At 59.8% G+C, this 18116-nt stretch carries 14 protein-coding genes and 4 tRNA genes; 13 read left to right on the forward strand and 5 right to left on the reverse strand.

Annotation, left to right across the window (positions count from 1 at the left end; genetic code table 11):
- Positions 1 to 336: 336 nt before the first annotated feature.
- Complete coding sequence (gene uvrB / locus ACA072_RS10155; RefSeq protein WP_497450985.1) at positions 337 to 2352, forward strand: excinuclease ABC subunit UvrB; 2016 nt, start codon at positions 337 to 339, stop codon at positions 2350 to 2352.
- A 135-nt stretch (positions 2353 to 2487) separates the two neighbouring features.
- Here the strand turns inward: uvrB and ACA072_RS10160 are convergent, their stop codons facing one another.
- Complete coding sequence (locus ACA072_RS10160; RefSeq protein WP_497624179.1) at positions 2488 to 4038, reverse strand: MDR family MFS transporter; 1551 nt, start codon at positions 4036 to 4038, stop codon at positions 2488 to 2490.
- Positions 4028 to 5077, reverse strand: coding sequence for an HlyD family secretion protein (locus ACA072_RS10165; protein ID WP_497624180.1), 1050 nt, complete (start codon positions 5075 to 5077; stop codon positions 4028 to 4030). Before ACA072_RS10165 ends, ACA072_RS10160 begins: the two co-directional genes overlap by 11 nt.
- A gap of 220 nt (positions 5078 to 5297) precedes the next feature.
- On the opposite strand from ACA072_RS10165, the gene gltX reads away from it, so the two are divergent.
- The 8 genes from gltX (at position 5298) to ACA072_RS10205 (ending at position 9652) form a co-directional block, all read left to right on the forward strand.
- On the forward strand, positions 5298 to 6779 hold the full coding sequence (gene gltX / locus ACA072_RS10170) for a glutamate--tRNA ligase (RefSeq protein ID WP_461980755.1): 1482 nt from the start codon (positions 5298 to 5300) through the stop codon (positions 6777 to 6779).
- A 283-nt stretch (positions 6780 to 7062) separates the two neighbouring features.
- Positions 7063 to 7138: transfer RNA gene (locus ACA072_RS10175), tRNA-Ala, on the forward strand.
- A 79-nt stretch (positions 7139 to 7217) separates the two neighbouring features.
- A tRNA-Glu gene (locus ACA072_RS10180) sits at positions 7218 to 7293 on the forward strand.
- Between the two features lie 53 nt (positions 7294 to 7346).
- Positions 7347 to 7422 (forward strand) — tRNA-Ala (locus tag ACA072_RS10185).
- An 80-nt stretch (positions 7423 to 7502) separates the two neighbouring features.
- Positions 7503 to 7578 (forward strand) — tRNA-Glu (locus ACA072_RS10190).
- A gap of 183 nt (positions 7579 to 7761) precedes the next feature.
- Complete coding sequence (locus ACA072_RS10195; protein ID WP_008028313.1) at positions 7762 to 8301, forward strand: TetR/AcrR family transcriptional regulator; 540 nt, start codon at positions 7762 to 7764, stop codon at positions 8299 to 8301.
- Positions 8302 to 8332: 31 nt separating this feature from the next.
- Complete coding sequence (locus ACA072_RS10200) at positions 8333 to 9166, forward strand: alpha/beta fold hydrolase (protein WP_497624181.1); 834 nt, start codon at positions 8333 to 8335, stop codon at positions 9164 to 9166.
- Between the two features lie 48 nt (positions 9167 to 9214).
- A complete protein-coding gene (locus tag ACA072_RS10205) occupies positions 9215 to 9652 on the forward strand; it encodes an acyl-CoA thioesterase (protein ID WP_497624182.1) in 438 nt (145 codons plus the stop codon).
- Here ACA072_RS10205 and ACA072_RS10210 read toward each other — a convergent pair.
- Positions 9649 to 9864 carry a hypothetical protein gene (locus ACA072_RS10210; RefSeq protein ID WP_497624183.1) on the reverse strand — a complete coding sequence of 72 codons (216 nt, stop codon included), beginning with the start codon at positions 9862 to 9864 and terminating at the stop codon, positions 9649 to 9651. The genes ACA072_RS10205 and ACA072_RS10210 overlap by 4 nt on opposite strands.
- Between ACA072_RS10210 and ACA072_RS10215 the strand changes: the two genes are divergently transcribed.
- Both ACA072_RS10215 and ACA072_RS10220 read left to right on the forward strand, forming a co-directional pair.
- Entirely contained in the window at positions 9863 to 10822 is a 960-nt protein-coding gene (locus ACA072_RS10215) for a tRNA dihydrouridine synthase (protein ID WP_497624184.1), read from the forward strand. The two genes, ACA072_RS10210 and ACA072_RS10215, sit on opposite strands and share 2 nt — an antisense overlap.
- Before the next feature lie 132 nt (positions 10823 to 10954).
- Complete coding sequence (locus tag ACA072_RS10220; protein ID WP_461980763.1) at positions 10955 to 11398, forward strand: Hsp20 family protein; 444 nt, start codon at positions 10955 to 10957, stop codon at positions 11396 to 11398.
- Positions 11399 to 11626: 228 nt separating this feature from the next.
- Here ACA072_RS10220 and ACA072_RS10225 read toward each other — a convergent pair whose 3' ends face one another.
- Both ACA072_RS10225 and ACA072_RS10230 read right to left on the reverse strand, forming a co-directional pair.
- The gene (locus tag ACA072_RS10225) at positions 11627 to 14905 is read right to left on the reverse strand and encodes a sensor domain-containing protein (protein ID WP_497624185.1); all 3279 of its coding nucleotides are present in this window, start codon (positions 14903 to 14905) and stop codon (positions 11627 to 11629) included.
- Positions 14906 to 14971: 66 nt separating this feature from the next.
- On the reverse strand, positions 14972 to 15862 hold the full coding sequence (locus ACA072_RS10230; protein ID WP_497624186.1) for a LysR family transcriptional regulator: 891 nt from the start codon (positions 15860 to 15862) through the stop codon (positions 14972 to 14974).
- Positions 15863 to 16010: 148 nt separating this feature from the next.
- Here ACA072_RS10230 and leuC point away from each other — a divergent pair, with 148 nt between their 5' ends.
- Entirely contained in the window at positions 16011 to 17429 is a 1419-nt protein-coding gene (leuC, locus tag ACA072_RS10235) for a 3-isopropylmalate dehydratase large subunit (RefSeq protein WP_497624187.1), read from the forward strand.
- An 11-nt stretch (positions 17430 to 17440) separates the two neighbouring features.
- On the forward strand, positions 17441 to 18085 hold the full coding sequence (leuD, locus tag ACA072_RS10240; protein WP_497624188.1) for a 3-isopropylmalate dehydratase small subunit: 645 nt from the start codon (positions 17441 to 17443) through the stop codon (positions 18083 to 18085).
- Positions 18086 to 18116 lie beyond the last annotated feature (31 nt).

The raw sequence follows: 18116 nt of genomic DNA on the forward strand, positions 1-18116 counted from the left end.
GAATGGAGAGTGGAGGGACGTGTCGCGCTCCAGCCGAATGCACTAGAGCGGTGCACAAACGGGGAGCTAGTATAGAGGCCATCTGCGATTGATGGCGACAGCCGAATCGGCTTTTAGGCTAAGTTTTTTCGATTATTTTTCGACCGTTAGTCGAATGTCGGCATCAAAGACTTCAAGGGATGTAGGACGTTTGTCTTGAAAGCGCGGGCAATCGGCACCACATTGAGCACAATCCAGTTTTTTCCACGGGCGACGTGAGTCGTTTGCGGCCTTTCTCGTTGCAGCCGGCTTGACCGCGCTGGCGCGATACCCTGCTTCGAGAATCGAGAGGTATGCATGTCTGAATTCCAGCTAGTCACCCGCTTCCAGCCCGCCGGCGATCAACCGGAAGCCATCCGCCTGATGGTCGAGGGCATCGAAGCCGGCCTGGCGCACCAGACGTTGCTCGGTGTGACCGGCTCGGGCAAGACCTTCAGCATTGCCAACGTGATCGCCCAGGTTCAGCGTCCAACCCTGGTGCTGGCGCCGAACAAGACCCTGGCCGCGCAGTTGTACGGTGAGTTCAAGGCGTTCTTCCCGAACAACGCCGTCGAGTACTTCGTTTCCTACTACGACTACTACCAGCCCGAAGCCTACGTTCCGTCGTCGGACACCTTCATCGAGAAAGACGCCTCGATCAACGACCACATCGAGCAGATGCGGCTGTCCGCGACCAAAGCGCTGCTGGAACGCAAAGACGCAATCATCGTCACCACGGTTTCGTGCATTTACGGTCTGGGCAGTCCGGAAACCTATTTGAAGATGGTTCTGCACGTGGATCGCGGCGACAAGCTCGATCAGCGCGCGTTACTGCGCCGTCTGGCAGACCTGCAATACACCCGCAACGACATGGATTTTGCCCGGGCGACGTTCCGGGTGCGCGGCGATGTGATCGATATCCATCCGGCGGAATCCGATTTCGAAGCGATCCGCATCGAACTCTTCGACGATGAAGTCGAGAAGATTTCCGCCTTCGATCCGTTGACCGGCGAAGTGACCCGTCAGTTGCCGCGCTTCACCTTCTATCCGAAAAGCCACTACGTGACGCCACGGGAAACCCTGCTCGGCGCCGTCGAAGGGATCAAGGTCGAGTTGCAGGAGCGCCTGGATTACCTGCGTTCCAACAACAAACTCGTTGAAGCCCAGCGCCTGGAGCAGCGCACCCGTTTCGATCTGGAAATGATCCTCGAACTGGGATATTGCAACGGCATCGAAAACTATTCGCGCTACCTGTCGGGCCGTGAATCCGGCCAGGCGCCGCCAACGTTGTTTGACTACCTGCCGGCCGACGCCTTGTTGGTGATCGACGAATCCCACGTCAGCGTGCCGCAGGTCGGCGCCATGTATAAGGGCGACCGGTCCCGTAAAGAGACACTGGTGGAATACGGCTTCCGCCTACCGTCAGCGCTGGATAACCGGCCGATGCGTTTCGACGAATTCGAAGGCATCAGCCCGCAGACGATTTTCGTCTCGGCTACCCCGGGCAATTACGAGGCGGAACATGCCGGGCGCGTGGTCGAGCAGCTGGTGCGCCCGACCGGCCTGGTGGATCCGCAGATCGAAATCCGCCCGGCGCTGACCCAAGTCGACGATTTGCTTTCCGAAATCGGCAAGCGCGTGGCGCTGGAAGAGCGGGTGCTGGTCACCACGCTGACCAAGCGCATGTCCGAAGACTTGACCGATTACCTCGCCGACCACGGCGTGCGCGTGCGTTACCTGCATTCGGACATCGACACGGTCGAGCGGGTCGAAATCATCCGCGATTTGCGTCTGGGCACCTTCGATGTGCTGGTGGGGATCAACCTGCTGCGTGAAGGCCTGGACATGCCGGAAGTGTCCTTGGTGGCGATCCTCGATGCGGACAAGGAAGGTTTCTTGCGCTCCGAGCGTTCGCTGATCCAGACCATTGGCCGAGCAGCACGTAACCTCAATGGCCGGGCGATTCTCTATGCGGATCGCATCACCGGTTCCATGGAGCGGGCGATCGGCGAGACCGAGCGTCGTCGCGACAAGCAGATCGCCTTCAACCTGGCCAATGGCATCACACCGAAGGGTGTGTTCAAGGACGTGGCCGACATCATGGAAGGCGCCACCGTGCCGGGTTCGCGCAGCAAGAAGCGCAAAGGCATGGCCAAGGCCGCCGAGGAAAGCGCCAAGTACGAAGCCGAACTGCGTTCGCCGGGAGAAGTCGCCAAGCGTATCAAGGCGCTGGAAGAGAAAATGTACCAGCTCGCCCGCGACCTGGAGTTCGAAGCGGCGGCGCAAATGCGTGATGAAATTACCAAGTTGCGGGAGCGGTTGATCACCGTCTGAGATTTGTGGTGACTATAAGGGCCTCTTCGCGAGCAAGCCCGCTCCCACATTAGATCGAGGTGTCCGGGCGGACGCGGTCAAATGTGGGAGCGGGCTTGCTCGCGAAGGCGTCCGAATGAGCACTGCAATGTTCAATTAGTGCGCTTCCCCAGCCTTCAATCCAGCTGGCAATGCCTTGGTCAGCAACACCGCAATCATGCTGATCCCCAGCGCAATCCCCACAAAGTGAAACGCGTCGTTATAAGCCATGATCGACGCCTGCTGATGCGCAATCTCGCTCAGTTTGCCCAATGCCGCCGTCTCACTGCCAAACCGGTCCGTCATCGACGCCATCCGCTCCGCCACCTGCGGATTGCTCGGCACGATGGATTCACGCAAGTAATCAAAATACGTTTTGGTCCGCGCATCCAGCAATGTGGCGAGGAGGGCGATGCCAATCGCACCGCCGAGGTTGCGCAGGATGTTGAACAGGCTCGACGCCGACCCCGCGTCCTGCGGCAGGATGTAAGCGGTGGCGATCAGCGAGATGGTCACCATGATCAGCGGCTGGCCCAGTGCGCGGATGATCTGGATCTGATTGAACTGCGGCCCTGCAAAGTCCGGGTTCAGCACCCCCGACGAAAAACTCGCCAAGCCGAATAGCCCGAAGCCCAGCGTGCAAAGCCATTTCGGCGACACGTATTTCATCAATTTCGGCACCAGCGGAATCAGGAACAACTGCGGCACGCCCATCCACATGATCACTTCGCCGATTTGCAGGGCGTTGTAGTTCTGGATCTGCGCCAGGTACAGCGGCAACAGGAAGATCGAGCCGTACAAGCCGACGCCCATCCCGAGACTGGAAATACTCGATAAACCGAAATTGCGATTACCCAGGATGCCGAGGTTGATCAGCGGATTGGGCTTGGAAAATTGCACGATCACAAAGGTGATCAGGCTGATCAGCGCGATGCTGCCCAGGGTCACGATCAGGTTCGATTCGAGCCAATCCTTGCGATGGCCTTCTTCCAGAAACACCTGTAAACAACCGAGGCCGACACCGAGCGTGAGGATGCCCATGTAGTCGGTGCTTTTGAGCAGTTCCCAATGCGCTTCTTTCTTCTCCAGGCCGTACATCAGGCCGGCGATCATGATCAGCCCCGGCGGAATGTTGATGTAGAAAATGTATTCCCAGCCCCAGTTTTCCGTCAGCCAGCCGCCCAGCGTCGGGCCGATGGACGGCGCGAACGTCGCGGTCATGGCAAACATCGCCATGCCTTTGGCGCGGTGATGTTCCGGAAGTTTGATCAGGGTAAGGGTGAACGCCAGCGGAATCAGCGCGCCGCCGGTGAAGCCCTGCAGAGCCCGGAAGACGATCATGCTCTCCAGGCTCCAGGCCATGGAGCAGAGCAGGGACGCGGCGAGAAATCCGAGTGAAACCCAGACCGCCAGACGTCGCGCCGACAGCAACTGCACCAGCCACGCAGTCAGCGGGATCATGATGATTTCCGCGACCAGGTAGGAGGTGGAAATCCACGAGCCTTCTTCCAGCGTCGCCGACAGTGCGCCCTGAATATCCTTGAGAGACGAGTTGGTGATCTGGATATCCAGCACGGCCATGAAGGCGCCGAGCATCACGCTCATCACCGCAATCCAGTCCCGCCGGGTCGGTTCGCCGACCGGGCGGATCAGTTGATCACCGGCCATCGACAGGGGCGTCTTTGATGTTCACTTTGGCGGTGACCGACATGCCCGGGCGAATCTTGCCGTGCAGCGGGTTGTCCGCGGCGAAGGTCAGTTTTACCGGAATCCGTTGTACGACTTTGGTGAAGTTGCCCGTGGCATTGTCCGGCGGCAACAGGCTGAACTGCGCGCCCGAGGCGGCGAACAGACTGTCGACACGCGCGTCGATCGGCGTGTCGCTGTAGGCGTCGAAGGTCAGCATGGCTTTCTGGCCAGGCTGCATGTGGCCGATCTGGGTTTCCTTGAAGTTGGCCTGAATCCAGATGTCCTGGTCCGGGACGATCGACATCAGATAAGCGCCAGCCTGTACGTATTGGCCTTCGCGAGCCGCGCGCTGGCCGATCAAGCCGCTGATGGGCGCGTGGATCTCGCTGCGGGTCAGGTTGAGTTCGGCCTGGGCGAGGTCGGTCTTGGCATTGGCGATCATGGCGTCGAGGCGCTTGATCTCGGCGCTCAGGGAATTGACTTGCTGGCGCTGACTTTGGGCGTCGGCCTGGGCTTTGGTCACTTGCGAGCGGGCAATGTGGTTGTCGGCGGAGAGGGTGGTCACCCGTTCTTCCGACACGTAGCCGGGTTTGCGCAAGGTTTGTGCGCGGGACAAGTCGATCTGCGAACGCCCGAGGCTCGCTTGACTAGAGGCGACTTGCGCCTCGCTGGCGGCAATCAGGCTGGCTTGCTGGGTGAGTTTGCTCTGGGCTTGCAGGCGTTCGGCCTGGCGCGTGGCGAGGGTGGCGTTGGCGCGGTCGACGGCGAGGTGGAAGTCATCGCCTTCGAGCTTGATCAGCAACTGGCCTTTCTCGACGTGCTGGTTGTCCTGCACCAGCACCTGATCGATGCGTGCGCCCAATTGGCTGGAGACACGGGTGATCTCGCCCTGCACATAGGCGTTGTCGGTGCTTTCATAAAACCGTCCCTTGAAGAACCACTGGGCAAAAAAGCCCCCGGCAATCAGCAGGACGATCAGCAGGAATATGAACAGGCGACGCTTGAGTTGGGCAGGCATGGGGCAAACTGTAGTCGAGAAATTGTAAGGAAAGTTATCAGCAGCTGAATCTGGCATACAGTCGATGGTGGGTAAATGCCATCGGCTGATAATCCGTCATTCATCGCGGCTCAGGCCCGTTGTAGACGCAACCTTGGCTTAAATGCCCTGCTGACTGGAGCCGGGCGGCTGTCGCCTGTTACCATTCGCCCTTTGTTTTATCTTCATTTCGAGACTTGCCATGACCACCGTCCGCACGCGCATCGCGCCATCGCCTACCGGGGACCCCCACGTAGGTACCGCTTACATCGCTTTGTTCAACTACTGCTTTGCCAAGCAGCATGGCGGTGAGTTCATCCTGCGGATCGAAGACACCGATCAGTTGCGCTCGACCCGCGAGTCCGAGCAGCAGATTTTCGACGCCCTGCGCTGGTTGGGCATCGACTGGAGCGAAGGCCCGGACGTTGGCGGCCCGCACGGTCCGTATCGTCAAAGCGAGCGCGGCGACATCTATCAGAAGTACTGCCAGCAGTTGGTCGAGATGGGCCACGCCTTCCCGTGCTTCTGCACCGCTGAAGAGCTGGACCAGATGCGCGCCGAGCAAATGGCCCGTGGCGAAACCCCGCGTTACGACGGTCGTGCGTTGTTGCTCTCTGCGGAAGAAGTCGCGCGCCGCCTGGCCGCTGGCGAGCCTCACGTGATCCGCATGAAAGTGCCGAGCGAAGGCGTTTGCGTGGTGCCGGACATGCTGCGTGGCGATGTCGAGATCCCGTGGGATCGTATGGACATGCAAGTGTTGATGAAGACCGACGGCCTGCCAACGTACTTCCTGGCCAACGTGGTCGATGATCACCTGATGGGCATCACCCATGTTCTGCGTGGTGAAGAGTGGCTGCCATCGGCGCCGAAACTGATCCTGTTGTATGAATACTTCGGCTGGGAACAACCGGAGCTGTGCTACATGCCGCTGCTGCGTAACCCGGACAAGAGCAAGCTGTCCAAGCGCAAGAACCCGACCTCGGTGACGTTCTACGAGCGCATGGGCTTCATGCCGGAAGCGATGCTCAACTACCTCGGTCGCATGGGCTGGTCGATGCCGGACGAGCGCGAGAAGTTCTCGCTGCAGGAAATGGTCGACCACTTTGACCTGAGCCGTGTGTCCCTCGGCGGGCCGATTTTCGACATCGAGAAACTGTCGTGGCTCAACGGCCAATGGCTGCGTGATCTGCCGGTGGAAGAGTTTGCTTCGCGCCTGCAAACCTGGGCACTCAACCCTGAATACATGATGAAGATCGCGCCGCACGTGCAGGGCCGCGTCGAGACCTTCAGTCAGGTTGCACCGCTGGCGGGTTTCTTCTTTGCCGGTGGCGTGAACCCGGATGCCAAGCTGTTCGAATCGAAGAAACTCTCAGGCGACCAGGTGCGTCAGCTGATGCAACTGATTCTGTGGAAGCTGGAAAGCCTGCGTCAGTGGGAGAAGGACAGCATCACCGCGACGATTCAAGCGGTGGTCGAATCCCTCGAGCTGAAGCTGCGTGACGCCATGCCGCTGATGTTCGCAGCGATCACGGGTCAGGCCAGTTCGGTATCGGTGCTTGATGCGATGGAAATCCTCGGTCCGGACCTGACTCGTTTCCGTCTGCGCCAGGCCATCGACCTGCTGGGCGGCGTGTCGAAGAAGGAAAACAAGGAGTGGGAAAAACTCCTGGGCAACATCGCCTGATTCCCACTGTTCCCTGTAGCAGCTGCCGTAGGCTGCGTTGTGCTGCGTAGCGGCCCTTTGTGGCCGCTACACATTCTGTCTGAAAGGGCAGGGTGGTCGAATCGCGAGTGCTGCGCACTCGAACGCAGCCTGCGGCAGCTGCTACAGGGGCGTATATGGCCTCGGATTTACGGGGTTCGGCGGTAAGTGATTGTTATGTCGGCAAAAAACTTTGAAATATTTTAAAAATAAGTTTGACAGCTTTCCGAAGCGCCATTAAGATTCGCCCCGTCCTCAGCGATGAGGGGCTATAGCTCAGCTGGGAGAGCGCTTGCATGGCATGCAAGAGGTCGACGGTTCGATCCCGTCTAGCTCCACCAATTTACACTTCAAGGTCTGGCCACACCGGCCTTGAAGCGATCAGCGCTCAGCGTTGATCTGTTGTATAGAAGGGTTTGCGTCCCCTTCGTCTAGTGGCCTAGGACACCGCCCTTTCACGGCGGTAACAGGGGTTCGAGTCCCCTAGGGGACGCCAGTTTTACAGAAGCGATGTTGCAAGATGTCGCTCCGCCGCGAGGCGAAAAATCCGGGGCTATAGCTCAGCTGGGAGAGCGCTTGCATGGCATGCAAGAGGTCAACGGTTCGATCCCGTTTAGCTCCACCAATTTTACAGTTCAAGGTCTGGCCACACCGGCCTTGAATCGATCAGCTCTCAGCACTGATCAGTTGTATAGAAGGTTTTGCGTCCCCTTCGTCTAGTGGCCTAGGACACCGCCCTTTCACGGCGGTAACAGGGGTTCGAGTCCCCTAGGGGACGCCACGATTACCCGCTCTGCGGGATTTTATAAGGGTCATTCAATTATTGAATGGCCCTTTTGTTTGTCTGGCGTTTGGCCAAATCCCCCTTTTCTTTCAAACTGTTCTTCAGACCAGCGGTCACATCCACGACTTGCGGAAAATTATTATGAGAATAATATTCTAGTCGTAATATTCGGAGGCAACGATGAACGATAAAAAAGCTCAAACCCGCGAACGCATTCTCAAGGCCGCCAGCGCAGCGCTGATTCAGCGTGGCCCGGCCGAACCGAGCGTGGGCGAAGTGATGGGTGCAGCCGGCCTGACGGTTGGCGGCTTCTATGCACACTTCGAAAGCAAGGACGCAATGATGCTGGAAGCGTTCAAGCAACTGCTCGGTCACCGGCGTGGCTTGATCGCCGACATGGACGCCGAATTGACCGGCGAAGAGCGTCGCGCGTTGGTGGCTGCGTTTTATCTGTCACGCAAACACCGTGATTCTTCTGAGTCAGCGTGCCCGATCCCGGCGTCTGTCGGTGAATTGGGTCGCCTGCCGGACGCGTTTCGTGTGGCGTTGAATGAGCATGTGGAAATGATGGTCGCGCAGTTGGCGGCCAGCCCGGAAGACACCGATAAAGCCCTGGCCGACATGGCCTTGATGGTCGGCGGTCTGGCCCTGGCGCGGGCGCTGGGGCCAGGAGAGTTGTCCGATCGATTGCTGCGCGCCGCCAAGTCGGCGGTGCTATGACCTGAAGGCATTGGCCTGAGGAGTGAGAGCGATGAGCACGTTGAAGTGGGTTCGTGGCGTTAATGGCACCTTGGGCTGGTTCGCGCCGAAACTGGTCGCGAGCAAAATGCGACTGGCGTTCATGACGCCGCGGGATCTGCCGCCACGTGATTGGGAATTGCCGCTGCTGGCAAAATCCGAACGGATCACCTTGCGCTTCGGTCTCTCGGCGCTGCGCTGGGGGCAAGGTCCGGCCGTGTTGCTGATGCACGGTTGGGAAGGCCGGCCGACGCAGTTTGCGAGTCTCATCACAGCGCTGGTCGATGCCGGCTACACGGTCGTTGCTCTGGACGGTCCGGCGCATGGTCGCTCGCCGGGTAGCGAGGCGAATGTCGTGCTGTTTGCCAGGGCCATGCTCGAGGCGGCGGCCGAGTTGCCGCCGCTGCAAGCGGTCATCGGTCACTCCATGGGCGGCGCCAGTGCGATGCTCGCCGTGCAGTTGGGCTTGCGCACCGAAACCCTGGTCACCATCGCCGCACCGGCGCGGATTCTCGGCGTGCTGCGCGGGTTTGCCCGCTATGTGCGACTGCCGCCCAAAGCGCGTTCGGCGTTCATTCGCCAGGTCGAGAAAGACGTTGGCATGCGCGCAGCGACGCTGGATGTTGCGCACTATCAGCTCGATATGCCGGGGCTGATCGTTCACGCCGAAGATGACTGCTATGTTTCGGTCAAGGAATCCCAGTTGATCAACGAGGCCTGGTTCGACAGTCGGCTGTTACGCCTGGAGGAGGGCGGGCATCAGCGCGTGCTGGCGGATCCTCGGGTAATTGATGGCGTGTTATCACTGCTGTCCGGTCGCAGTCTGCATTCGCGCCAATCGGCCTGAGCATCCGTTACACTGCCCCGGTCGAAATAATCTGACCGGGAGTGGGGCATGGGCTGGGATCGGGCAACGCCATTTATCATTGATCTGGAAGTCGGCGCCGAGGACATCGACGGGCTGGGGCACGCGAACAACGCGGTGTACGTGACCTGGCTCGAACGCTGCGCCTGGCGCCACTCGCAGCGGCTGGGCCTGGATCTGGTCGAGTACCGTCGACTGGACCGGGCGATGGCGGTGGTGCGACACGAGATCGATTACCTGGCCGCCGCCTACGAAGGCGACGAGTTGCAATTGGCAACCTGGATTGTCGATTGGGATCAACGCTTGAAAATGACCCGCCACTTCCAGTTGAAGCGCCCCAGCGACAACACCACGTTGCTGCGCGCGCAAACCACCTTCGTTTGCATTGAACTGTCCACCGGCAAGCCCAAGCGCATGCCCGTCGAGTTCATTGAAGGCTACGGCCCGGCGTTGCAAGTCGCGATCTAATTGATCCCTTCGCGGGCAAGTCGGATCGCCGCACCGCACGCTCCCACAGGTTTTGCGTCGTTCGCATAATGGGTGAACGACGCAAAACCTGTGGGAGCGTGGCTTGCCCGCGAAGGCGTCAGCACAAACACCATCGCCCGGTCAGACGAAATACCTTCTGCGCCCTGAAACCAGTAAACTGCCGCACGTTTTTCGTTGAGTGTGTTTTTCATGCAAATTGCTTTGGCGCCCATGGAGGGGTTGGTCGACAACATCCTGCGGGACGTGCTGACCCGTGTGGGCGGTATCGATTGGTGCGTGACCGAGTTCATTCGGATCAACGATCAACTGCTCACGCCTGCCTATTACCACAAGTTCGGCCCGGAATTGTTGACCGGCGCCCGCACCGCGTCCGGCGTGCCGCTGCGGGTGCAATTACTCGGTTCCGATCCGGTGTGCCTGGCAGAAAACGCCGCGCTGGCCTGCGAATTGGGGTCCGAGGTCATCGACCTGAACTTCGGCTGCCCGGCCAAGACCGTCAACAAGTCCCGTGGCGGCGCCGTCCTGCTGAAAGAACCTGAGTTGCTCAACCAAATCGTTGAGCACGTCCGCCGCGCCGTGCCCGCGCACATTCCGGTCACGGCAAAAATGCGTCTGGGCTTCGACAGCCCGGACGGTTCGCTGGTCTGCGCAACCGCGCTCGCCGAAGGCGGCGCGGCGCACATCGTGGTTCACGCGCGGACCAAAACCGACGGTTACAAGCCGCCTGCTCATTGGGAATGGATCCCCCGTGTGCAGGAAGTGGTCAAAGTTCCGGTGTTCGCCAATGGCGATATCTGGAGCGTTGAAGACTGGCGCCGTTGCCGCGAAATCAGCGGCGTGGAAGACATCATGCTCGGTCGTGGCCTGGTTTCGCGCCCGGACCTGGCCCGACAAATCGCAGCGGCGCGGGCCGGTGAAGAAGTGGTCGAGATGACGTGGGCGGAGTTGCTGCCGCTGATTCAGGACTTCTGGCTGCAAGCCAAGGCGCAGATGACAGCCCGCCAATCGCCGGGTCGTTTGAAGCAATGGCTGGCGATGTTGACCCGCAATTACCCTGAGGCGGTCGAGCTGTTCACCGTCCTTCGCCGGGAAACCGAATTGGATCAGGTCTCGCGTTTGCTGGGTCTTCAGGTGGCTGAAGCAGCCTGAGAAAAAACTGAAAAAATCTGCAAATAATCTCTTGAAAAGCAATCAGCGATCCCTATCTAGGGATTACGCGATGCCGAATTCGGGTCGCGGAGACAAAAAAACTTGCTGATATGTTTTCAGGAGATTTGAATCATGAGTACTGCATTTTCGATGGCACCACTGTTCCGTTCCTCGGTGGGTTTCGACCGTTTCAACGACCTGTTCGAAACCGCCCTGCGCAACGAGCCAGGCAGCACCTACCCGCCTTACAACGTGGAAAAACACGGCGATGACCAATACCGCATCGTCATAGCGGCCGCCGGTTTCCAGGAAGAAGACCTGGAACTGCAAGTGGAAAAAGGTGTGCTGACCATCAGTGGCGGCAAGCGTGACGCGAACGAAGACGTTACCTATCTGTACCAAGGCATCGCACAGCGCGCCTTCAAACTGTCCTTCCGTCTGGCGGACCATATTGAAATCAAGGCCGCCGGTCTGAGCAACGGTTTGTTGAGCATCGACCTGTTGCGGGTCATTCCGGAAGAGGCGAAAGCCAAACGCATCCCTATCAACGGGACGCAGAAACCAGCTCTGCAGTAATAGACCAGAGCAATAAGAAGGGCGCCATTTGGCGCCCTTTTTTGTCAGCAATCTCCAACCGTTTGCACACTTTGTAGCAGCTGCCGAGCAGCGCGAGGCTGCGTTCGGCTGCGAAGCAGTCGTGAGTCCAGGTACCGCAGTGTTTCAGTTAAAACTCAATTGCAGGTTTACGACTGCTCCGCAGCCGAACGCAGCCTCGCGCTGCTCGGCAGCTGCTACAGGAAAGCGTTATTTCAGGAGTTTCTGGAACTCCTCCACCGGCAACGGCCGACTGTGCAAATACCCTTGATAAAAATGGCAGCCCAGCCCCTGTAAAAACTCCAGCTGCTCCGGCGTTTCCACCCCTTCGGCGATCACTTTCAGTTCCAGGCTACGGGCCATGGCCACGATGGCGCGGATGATTTCGGCGTCGTTGGGGTCGGTGGTGGCATCGCGGATGAACGACTGGTCGATTTTCAGCGTGTCGACCGGCAGGCGCTTGAGGTAGGTCAGCGAGGAGTAACCGGTGCCGAAGTCGTCCATCGCAAAGCTCACGCCGAGTTTTTTCAGGCGACGCATTTTGTTGATGGTGTCTTCCAGATTCTGGATGACGATGCCTTCGGTGATCTCCAGTTTCAACAGTGAACAGGGCAAGCCGTGACTGGCGAGGCTGTGTTCGATGCGTTCGACGAAGTCGTTTTGACGAAATTGCCTCGGGCTGATGTTCACGCACAGGCTGAAGCTGAGCGGGTTCACCAGACCTTTGGCAACCAGCTTTTTGAAGGCGCCACAGGCTTCGTCGATGATCCAGGTGCCGACTTCCAGAATCAGCCCGCTGTCCTCCAGCACCTTGATGAACTCGGTGGGCGATTGCGGGCCGAGTTCCGGGTGGTCCCAGCGCACCAGTGCCTCGGCGCCGACAATGCGGTTGCCGCGGGCGTCGACCTGAGGTTGGTAATGCACATGAAACTCGCCCCGGGAAAGGGCCAGGCGCAAATCGGTTTCCATGCGCAAACGTTCGCTGGCGGCCTTCTGCATGGTGTTGTGATACATCTGCGCCGTGTTGCGGCCTGAGTCCTTGGCGCGGTACAGCGCGATGTCGGCACGTTTGAGCAGGTCAGTCGGGGTCGAGCCGTGGTCAGGAATCAGTGCGATGCCGATGCTTGGCGTCACTTGCAGGCGTTGGCCATCGAGGAACATCGGCTCCGACAGCAGTTCGCGCAAGGTGTCGGCCAGGTCACTGACCTGGGCACTGACTTCGTTGCGCGAGCCCTCCAGACCGCTGAGCAATACCACAAACTCGTCGCCACCCAGGCGCGCCACGGTGTCTTCCATGCGCACGCTGGCTTCAAGGCGAGCCGTGATGATTTTCAGCACCGTGTCGCCGACCGGGTGACCGAGGGAGTCGTTGATGTGCTTGAAGTGATCGAGGTCGAGGAACAACAGCGCGCCGCGCAGGTTGTGGCGCTTGAGCAGGGCGATCTGCTGGCTCAGGCGGTCCATCAACAGCGCGCGGTTCGGCAGGTTGGTCAGCGGGTCGTGGTAGGCCAGGTGACGGATCTGCGCTTCGGCATTTTTCAGCAGGCTGACGTCCCGGGCGGTCAACAGCAGGCACGCGGTTTCGTTGAGGGTGATCGGCTCCACCGAGACTTCGACGGTCAGCAGCTCGCCGCGCTTATTGCGGCCGAGCATTTCCTGATGGTGCACCCGGCCCTTGAGCTGCAATTCGGCCAACAGCGCCGAGCGCTGTTTCTCTTCAGCCCAGATGCCGACCTGATACACCGTGCGGCCCACCACCTCGTCGGCGCGGTAACCGGTCAGGCGGCAAAAACCATCGTTGACCTCCAGATAGCGTCCGGTATCGCGCTCGGTGATGGTGATCGCGTCAGGGCTGGAGTGGAACGCCTTGGCAAACTTCTCTTCGCTGGCCTTCAGTGCCGCTTCAGAGCGTTGCTGCTGGGTGATGTCGCGCAGGGTGGTGACGATGCAGGGCTGTTCGCCGACGCTGATCTGCCGGCTGGAAATCACGCAGGTCAGGGGCTGCCCGTCTTTGTGCTGGGCGACGATCGCTACATTGTTCAGTCCCTGTTCGCGGATGACTTGCTCGATCCGCTGCAGGCTTTTCGACGAAGCGTCCCACAGGCCTATCTCGTCGGCGCTGCGACCGATCACCTCGTCGGCGCTCCAGCCAAAGGTTTGGGTGAAGCTGGAGTTGATCTCGATAAACTGGCCGGTGTCCTGGCGCGTGACGCAGATCGGGTCCGGACTCACCTGGAACAGCGTGGCGAATTTCTCTTCCGAGGCCACCAGCCGCTGCTCACGTTCTACCTGGTCGGTGATGTCCAGCAATGTGCCGGCCATGCGCAGCGGCGCGCCGTGTTCATCGCGGTAGAGGCGGGCACGACTTTCCAGGTAGCGTGAACTGCCGTCCGGTAGCTGCACGCGATAGGTCAGCTGATAATTGCCGGCCGGCCCTTCGCGCAGGCTGCGATAAGCGTCGCGCATGGAGCCGCGTTCTTCGTCGGGCACGCCTTCGAAAAACGCGTCGAAGGACTCATGGAAGGGTATGGCCTCCAGCCCGTGCAACTGCGCAGCACGCGCCGAGCCGTAAAGCATGCCGCTGGGAATGTGCCAGTCCCAGGTGCCGAGTTGCGCCGAATCCAGCGCCAGGTCGAGGCGTTCCTGGCTGTCTTTCAGCGCGTGTTCGGCGGCTTTGCGTTCCGTGGTGTCGAGGAAAGTGCTCAGCAGATACGGCTGGCCTTCGAGTTCGACTTTCTGTGCGCTGAGGATGCCGTCGTGGATCTGGCCATTGCTGGCGCGAAACTGCACCTCCATGCTGGTCAGTTCGCCCTTGGCCTTGGTCGCCTTGACCAGCACGTCCCGTTGTTCCGGGTGCACCCAGAGGCCCAGTTCGACGGTGGTTCGGCCAATCGCGTCCTGCACCGGCCAGCCGAACAGACTTTCGAAATACTGGTTGGCTTCGGTGATCAGGCCATCTTCCTGGCGGGTCAGCAGTACCATGTTCGGGCACAGGTGAAACAGCGTGGCAAAGCGTTTTTCCGAGCTGCTTAGCGCCTGTTCGCGCTGGCGCTGGTGGGTGATTTCGCGAATGACCCCAATCATCCGTGGCCGGCCGTGTTTGTCCGGCAGCAGGCTGCCGTTGATCTCCAGCCAGTGCAAGCTGCCGTCGGGCCAGCGGATGCGGTGGTGCATCGCCTGTTCCAGCGGGGCGCCGGCAATCACGGCATGAAAGGCGCGGATGGTTTTTGCCCGATCCTCCGGGGGCAGCAAGTCCAGGTATTCCAGATCGGCCGGCAACGGTTGCCGGGGATCGAAGCCGAACAACGCCTGAGTGCCCCGCGACCAGCTGATCTGCCCGCGCTCGATGTCCCAATACCAGGCGCCCAGACGCGCGCCGTTGAGGGCGGCCAGCAACTGCGGCGCACTTTCCCAGCTCTGCTCGGACCGTTTCGGGTCAAGCGCCTGAATGCGGGGCATCGGCGGAATACGGTCAACAGATTTCGGCATTGGCAGGCCTTGGGCTGAATTGGGCGTTAGGCACAGGGGTTCGCGGCTCGATGGCAGTAGCGCACGTTAGCCTTGTGTCCCTGGCAGATCGATTTGTGCATCCAGCAAGGCCATGAAGGCCCGAGCCGCATTCGACAGCGTCCGTTCGGTGTGCAAGATATAGCCTAGCTGGCGAGTGAGTTGTATGCCCGGCAAAGGTATTCGCGCAACTTGATCGTCGAGCATCGTGCGCGGCAACACGCTCCAGGCCAGGCCGATCGAGACCATCATCTTGATGGTTTCCAGATAATTCGTGCTCATGGCGATGTTCGGCGTCAGGCCTTGGGATTCGAACAACCGGTGGACGATGTGGTGTGTAAAGGTGTTGCCGCCAGGGAACACCGCCGGATGCAGGGCGATGTCCGCCAGGCTGACCGCTCCGTTGCTGACCAGCGAATGCTCCGGGGCGACCACGAAATCAAGCGGGTCATCCCACACCGGCGTGGCCTTGACCAGTGCGTGGGGTTCCGGCGCGAGGGTGATGACGGCCAGTTCGGCGCGGCCATGGAGGATTTCTTCGTAGGCCACTTCCGAATCAAGGAACTGAATATCCAGCGCCACTTGTGGGTAGCGTCGGGTGAATTCCCTTAATAAAGGCGGTAGACGGTGCAAGCCAATGTGGTGACTGGTGGCCAGCGTCAGGCGCCCGGTCACTTCGCCGGTCAGGTTGGTCAGGGCGCGGCGGGTGTCATCCAGCACATTGAGGATCTGGTAGGCCCGCGGGAGCAAGGCGCGTCCGGCCTCGGTCAGGCCGACTTCACGGCCCAGGCGATCGAACAGCCGCACCTTCAATTGTTGTTCCAGGCCGGCGATGCGCTTGCTGATCGCCGGTTGCGTCAGGTGCAGCCGTTCGCCCGCGCCGGAGAAGCTTCCGGTCTCGGCAATCGCGATAAAGGCATTGAGGTTGGCCAGGTCCATTGCGGTATTCCAGTTGGTTATCCAAAGCATAAAAAATATGAATTTGAGTTATTTAATGTAACCCCCTAGGATCGACCTCACAAGCCAAAGGGTTATTGAAATCGTCAAAGCCCGGGGCATAGAAACAAGCTGATGAGGAAAACGTCTGATGGCCGGCAAAACGCTCTACGACAAGCTCTGGGATTCGCACTTGGTCAAACAGCGCGACGATGGCTCTGCGCTGATTTATATCGATCGTCACATCATCCACGAAGTGACCTCGCCGCAAGCCTTTGAAGGCCTGCGTCTGGCCGGGCGCAAGCCTTGGCGCATCGATGCCAACATCGCGACCCCGGACCACAACGTACCGACCACCCCGGAGCGCAAGGGCGGCATCGAAGCCATTGCCGACGAGGTCTCGCGTTTGCAGGTTCAGACCCTCGATGACAACTGTGATGAATACGGCATCGTCGAGTTCAAGATGAACGACGTGCGCCAAGGCATCGTCCACGTCATCGGCCCGGAGCAGGGCGCAACCTTGCCGGGCATGACCGTGGTCTGCGGCGACTCCCACACCTCGACCCACGGCGCGTTTGGCGCTCTGGCTCACGGTATCGGCACTTCCGAAGTCGAGCACGTGCTCGCCACTCAGTGCCTGGTCGCCAAAAAGATGAAGAATATGTTGGTGTCGGTCGAAGGCAAATTGCCGTTCGGCGTGACGGCCAAGGACATCGTCCTCGCCGTGATCGGCAAGATCGGCACCGCCGGCGGTAACGGCCATGCCATCGAGTTCGCCGGTAGCGCGATTCGCGATCTCTCGGTCGAAGGCCGCATGACCATTTGCAACATGTCCATCGAGGCCGGCGCTCGCGTAGGTCTGGTGGCCGCTGACGAAAAAACCGTGGCCTACGTGAAGGGCCGTCCATTTGCCCCGAAAGGCGCGGAATGGGACTTGGCCGTTGAAGCCTGGAAAGACCTGGTGACCGATAAAGACGCCCAGTTCGACACCATCGTCGAACTCGACGCGACCCAGATCAAGCCGCAAGTCAGCTGGGGCACTTCGCCCGAAATGGTCCTGGCCGTGGATCAGAACGTGCCGGACCCGGCGAAGGAAATGGACCTGGTCAAACGTGGCTCCATCGAACGTGCCTTGAAATACATGGGTTTGACCGCCAATCAGGCGATCACCGATATCCAGTTGGACCGCGTATTCATCGGTTCCTGCACCAACTCGCGAATCGAAGATTTGCGCGCTGCTGCCGTCATCGCCAAGGGCCGCAAAGTGGCGTCGACCATCAAGCAGGCCATCGTGGTGCCGGGCTCGGGTCTGGTGAAGGCCCAGGCGGAGTCGGAAGGCCTGGACAAGATTTTCCTCGACGCCGGTTTCGAGTGGCGTGAGCCGGGTTGCTCGATGTGCCTGGCGATGAACCCGGACCGTTTGGAGTCGGGCGAGCATTGCGCCTCGACCTCCAACCGCAACTTCGAAGGCCGTCAGGGCGCCGGTGGTCGTACCCACCTCGTGAGCCCGGCCATGGCCGCCGCCGCCGCTGTGAACGGTCGTTTCGTCGACGTCCGTGAATTGATCTAAAGGAGCGCAGCATGAAAGCTTTTACCCAGCACACTGGTCTTGTCGCGCCTTTGGATCGTGCCAATGTCGACACCGATCAGATCATCCCGAAGCAATTCTTGAAGTCGATCAAGCGCACGGGTTTCGGCCCGAACCTGTTCGATGAGTGGCGCTACCTGGATGTCGGGCAACCGTATCAGGACAACTCCAAGCGTCCGCTGAACAAGGACTTCGTGCTCAACGCCGAGCGTTATCAAGGCGCCAGCGTGTTGCTGGCCCGTGAGAACTTTGGTTGTGGTTCGAGCCGTGAACATGCGCCGTGGGCCCTGGAAGAATACGGTTTCCGCAGCATCATCGCGCCGAGCTACGCCGACATCTTCTTCAACAACAGCTTCAAGAACGGCTTGCTGCCGATCATCTTGAGCGATGCTGAGGTTGATGAGCTGTTCCAGCAGGTTGAAGCGAATCCTGGCTACCAGTTGCAGGTTGATCTGCAAGCGCAGACCGTGACCCGTCCGGATGGCAAGGTGTTGAGCTTTGAAATCGACGCGTTCCGTAAGCATTGTCTGCTCAATGGTCTGGACGATATCGGCCTGACGTTGATGGACCACGAGGCGATTGCGACGTTTGAAGCCAAGCATCGTGCGAGCCAGCCGTGGTTGTTTCGCGACGCTTGATTGAGCCGAGATTGATGTAGGCCGCTGCGGC

The organism is Pseudomonas sp. LBUM1656, assembly GCF_059716065.1.

Bases quoted from the DNA above. Each gene is read 5' to 3' on its own strand.
- ACA072_RS10215 (WP_497624184.1), top strand. From the start codon at position 9,863: ATGCAAATTGCTTTGGCGCCCATGGAGGGGTTGGTCGACAACATCCTG.
- ACA072_RS10200 (WP_497624181.1), top strand. From the start codon at position 8,333: ATGAGCACGTTGAAGTGGGTTCGTGGCGTTAATGGCACCTTGGGCTGG.
- ACA072_RS10205 (WP_497624182.1), top strand. From the start codon at position 9,215: ATGGGCTGGGATCGGGCAACGCCATTTATCATTGATCTGGAAGTCGGC.
- ACA072_RS10230 (WP_497624186.1), bottom strand. From the start codon at position 15,862: ATGGACCTGGCCAACCTCAATGCCTTTATCGCGATTGCCGAGACCGGA.
- ACA072_RS10220 (WP_461980763.1), top strand. From the start codon at position 10,955: ATGAGTACTGCATTTTCGATGGCACCACTGTTCCGTTCCTCGGTGGGT.
- leuC (WP_497624187.1), top strand. From the start codon at position 16,011: ATGGCCGGCAAAACGCTCTACGACAAGCTCTGGGATTCGCACTTGGTC.
- ACA072_RS10165 (WP_497624180.1), bottom strand. From the start codon at position 5,077: ATGCCTGCCCAACTCAAGCGTCGCCTGTTCATATTCCTGCTGATCGTC.
- ACA072_RS10225 (WP_497624185.1), bottom strand. From the start codon at position 14,905: ATGCCGAAATCTGTTGACCGTATTCCGCCGATGCCCCGCATTCAGGCG.
- leuD (WP_497624188.1), top strand. From the start codon at position 17,441: ATGAAAGCTTTTACCCAGCACACTGGTCTTGTCGCGCCTTTGGATCGT.
- gltX (WP_461980755.1), top strand. From the start codon at position 5,298: ATGACCACCGTCCGCACGCGCATCGCGCCATCGCCTACCGGGGACCCC.
- uvrB (WP_497450985.1), top strand. From the start codon at position 337: ATGTCTGAATTCCAGCTAGTCACCCGCTTCCAGCCCGCCGGCGATCAA.
- ACA072_RS10210 (WP_497624183.1), bottom strand. From the start codon at position 9,864: ATGAAAAACACACTCAACGAAAAACGTGCGGCAGTTTACTGGTTTCAG.
- ACA072_RS10195 (WP_008028313.1), top strand. From the start codon at position 7,762: ATGAACGATAAAAAAGCTCAAACCCGCGAACGCATTCTCAAGGCCGCC.
- ACA072_RS10160 (WP_497624179.1), bottom strand. From the start codon at position 4,038: ATGGCCGGTGATCAACTGATCCGCCCGGTCGGCGAACCGACCCGGCGG.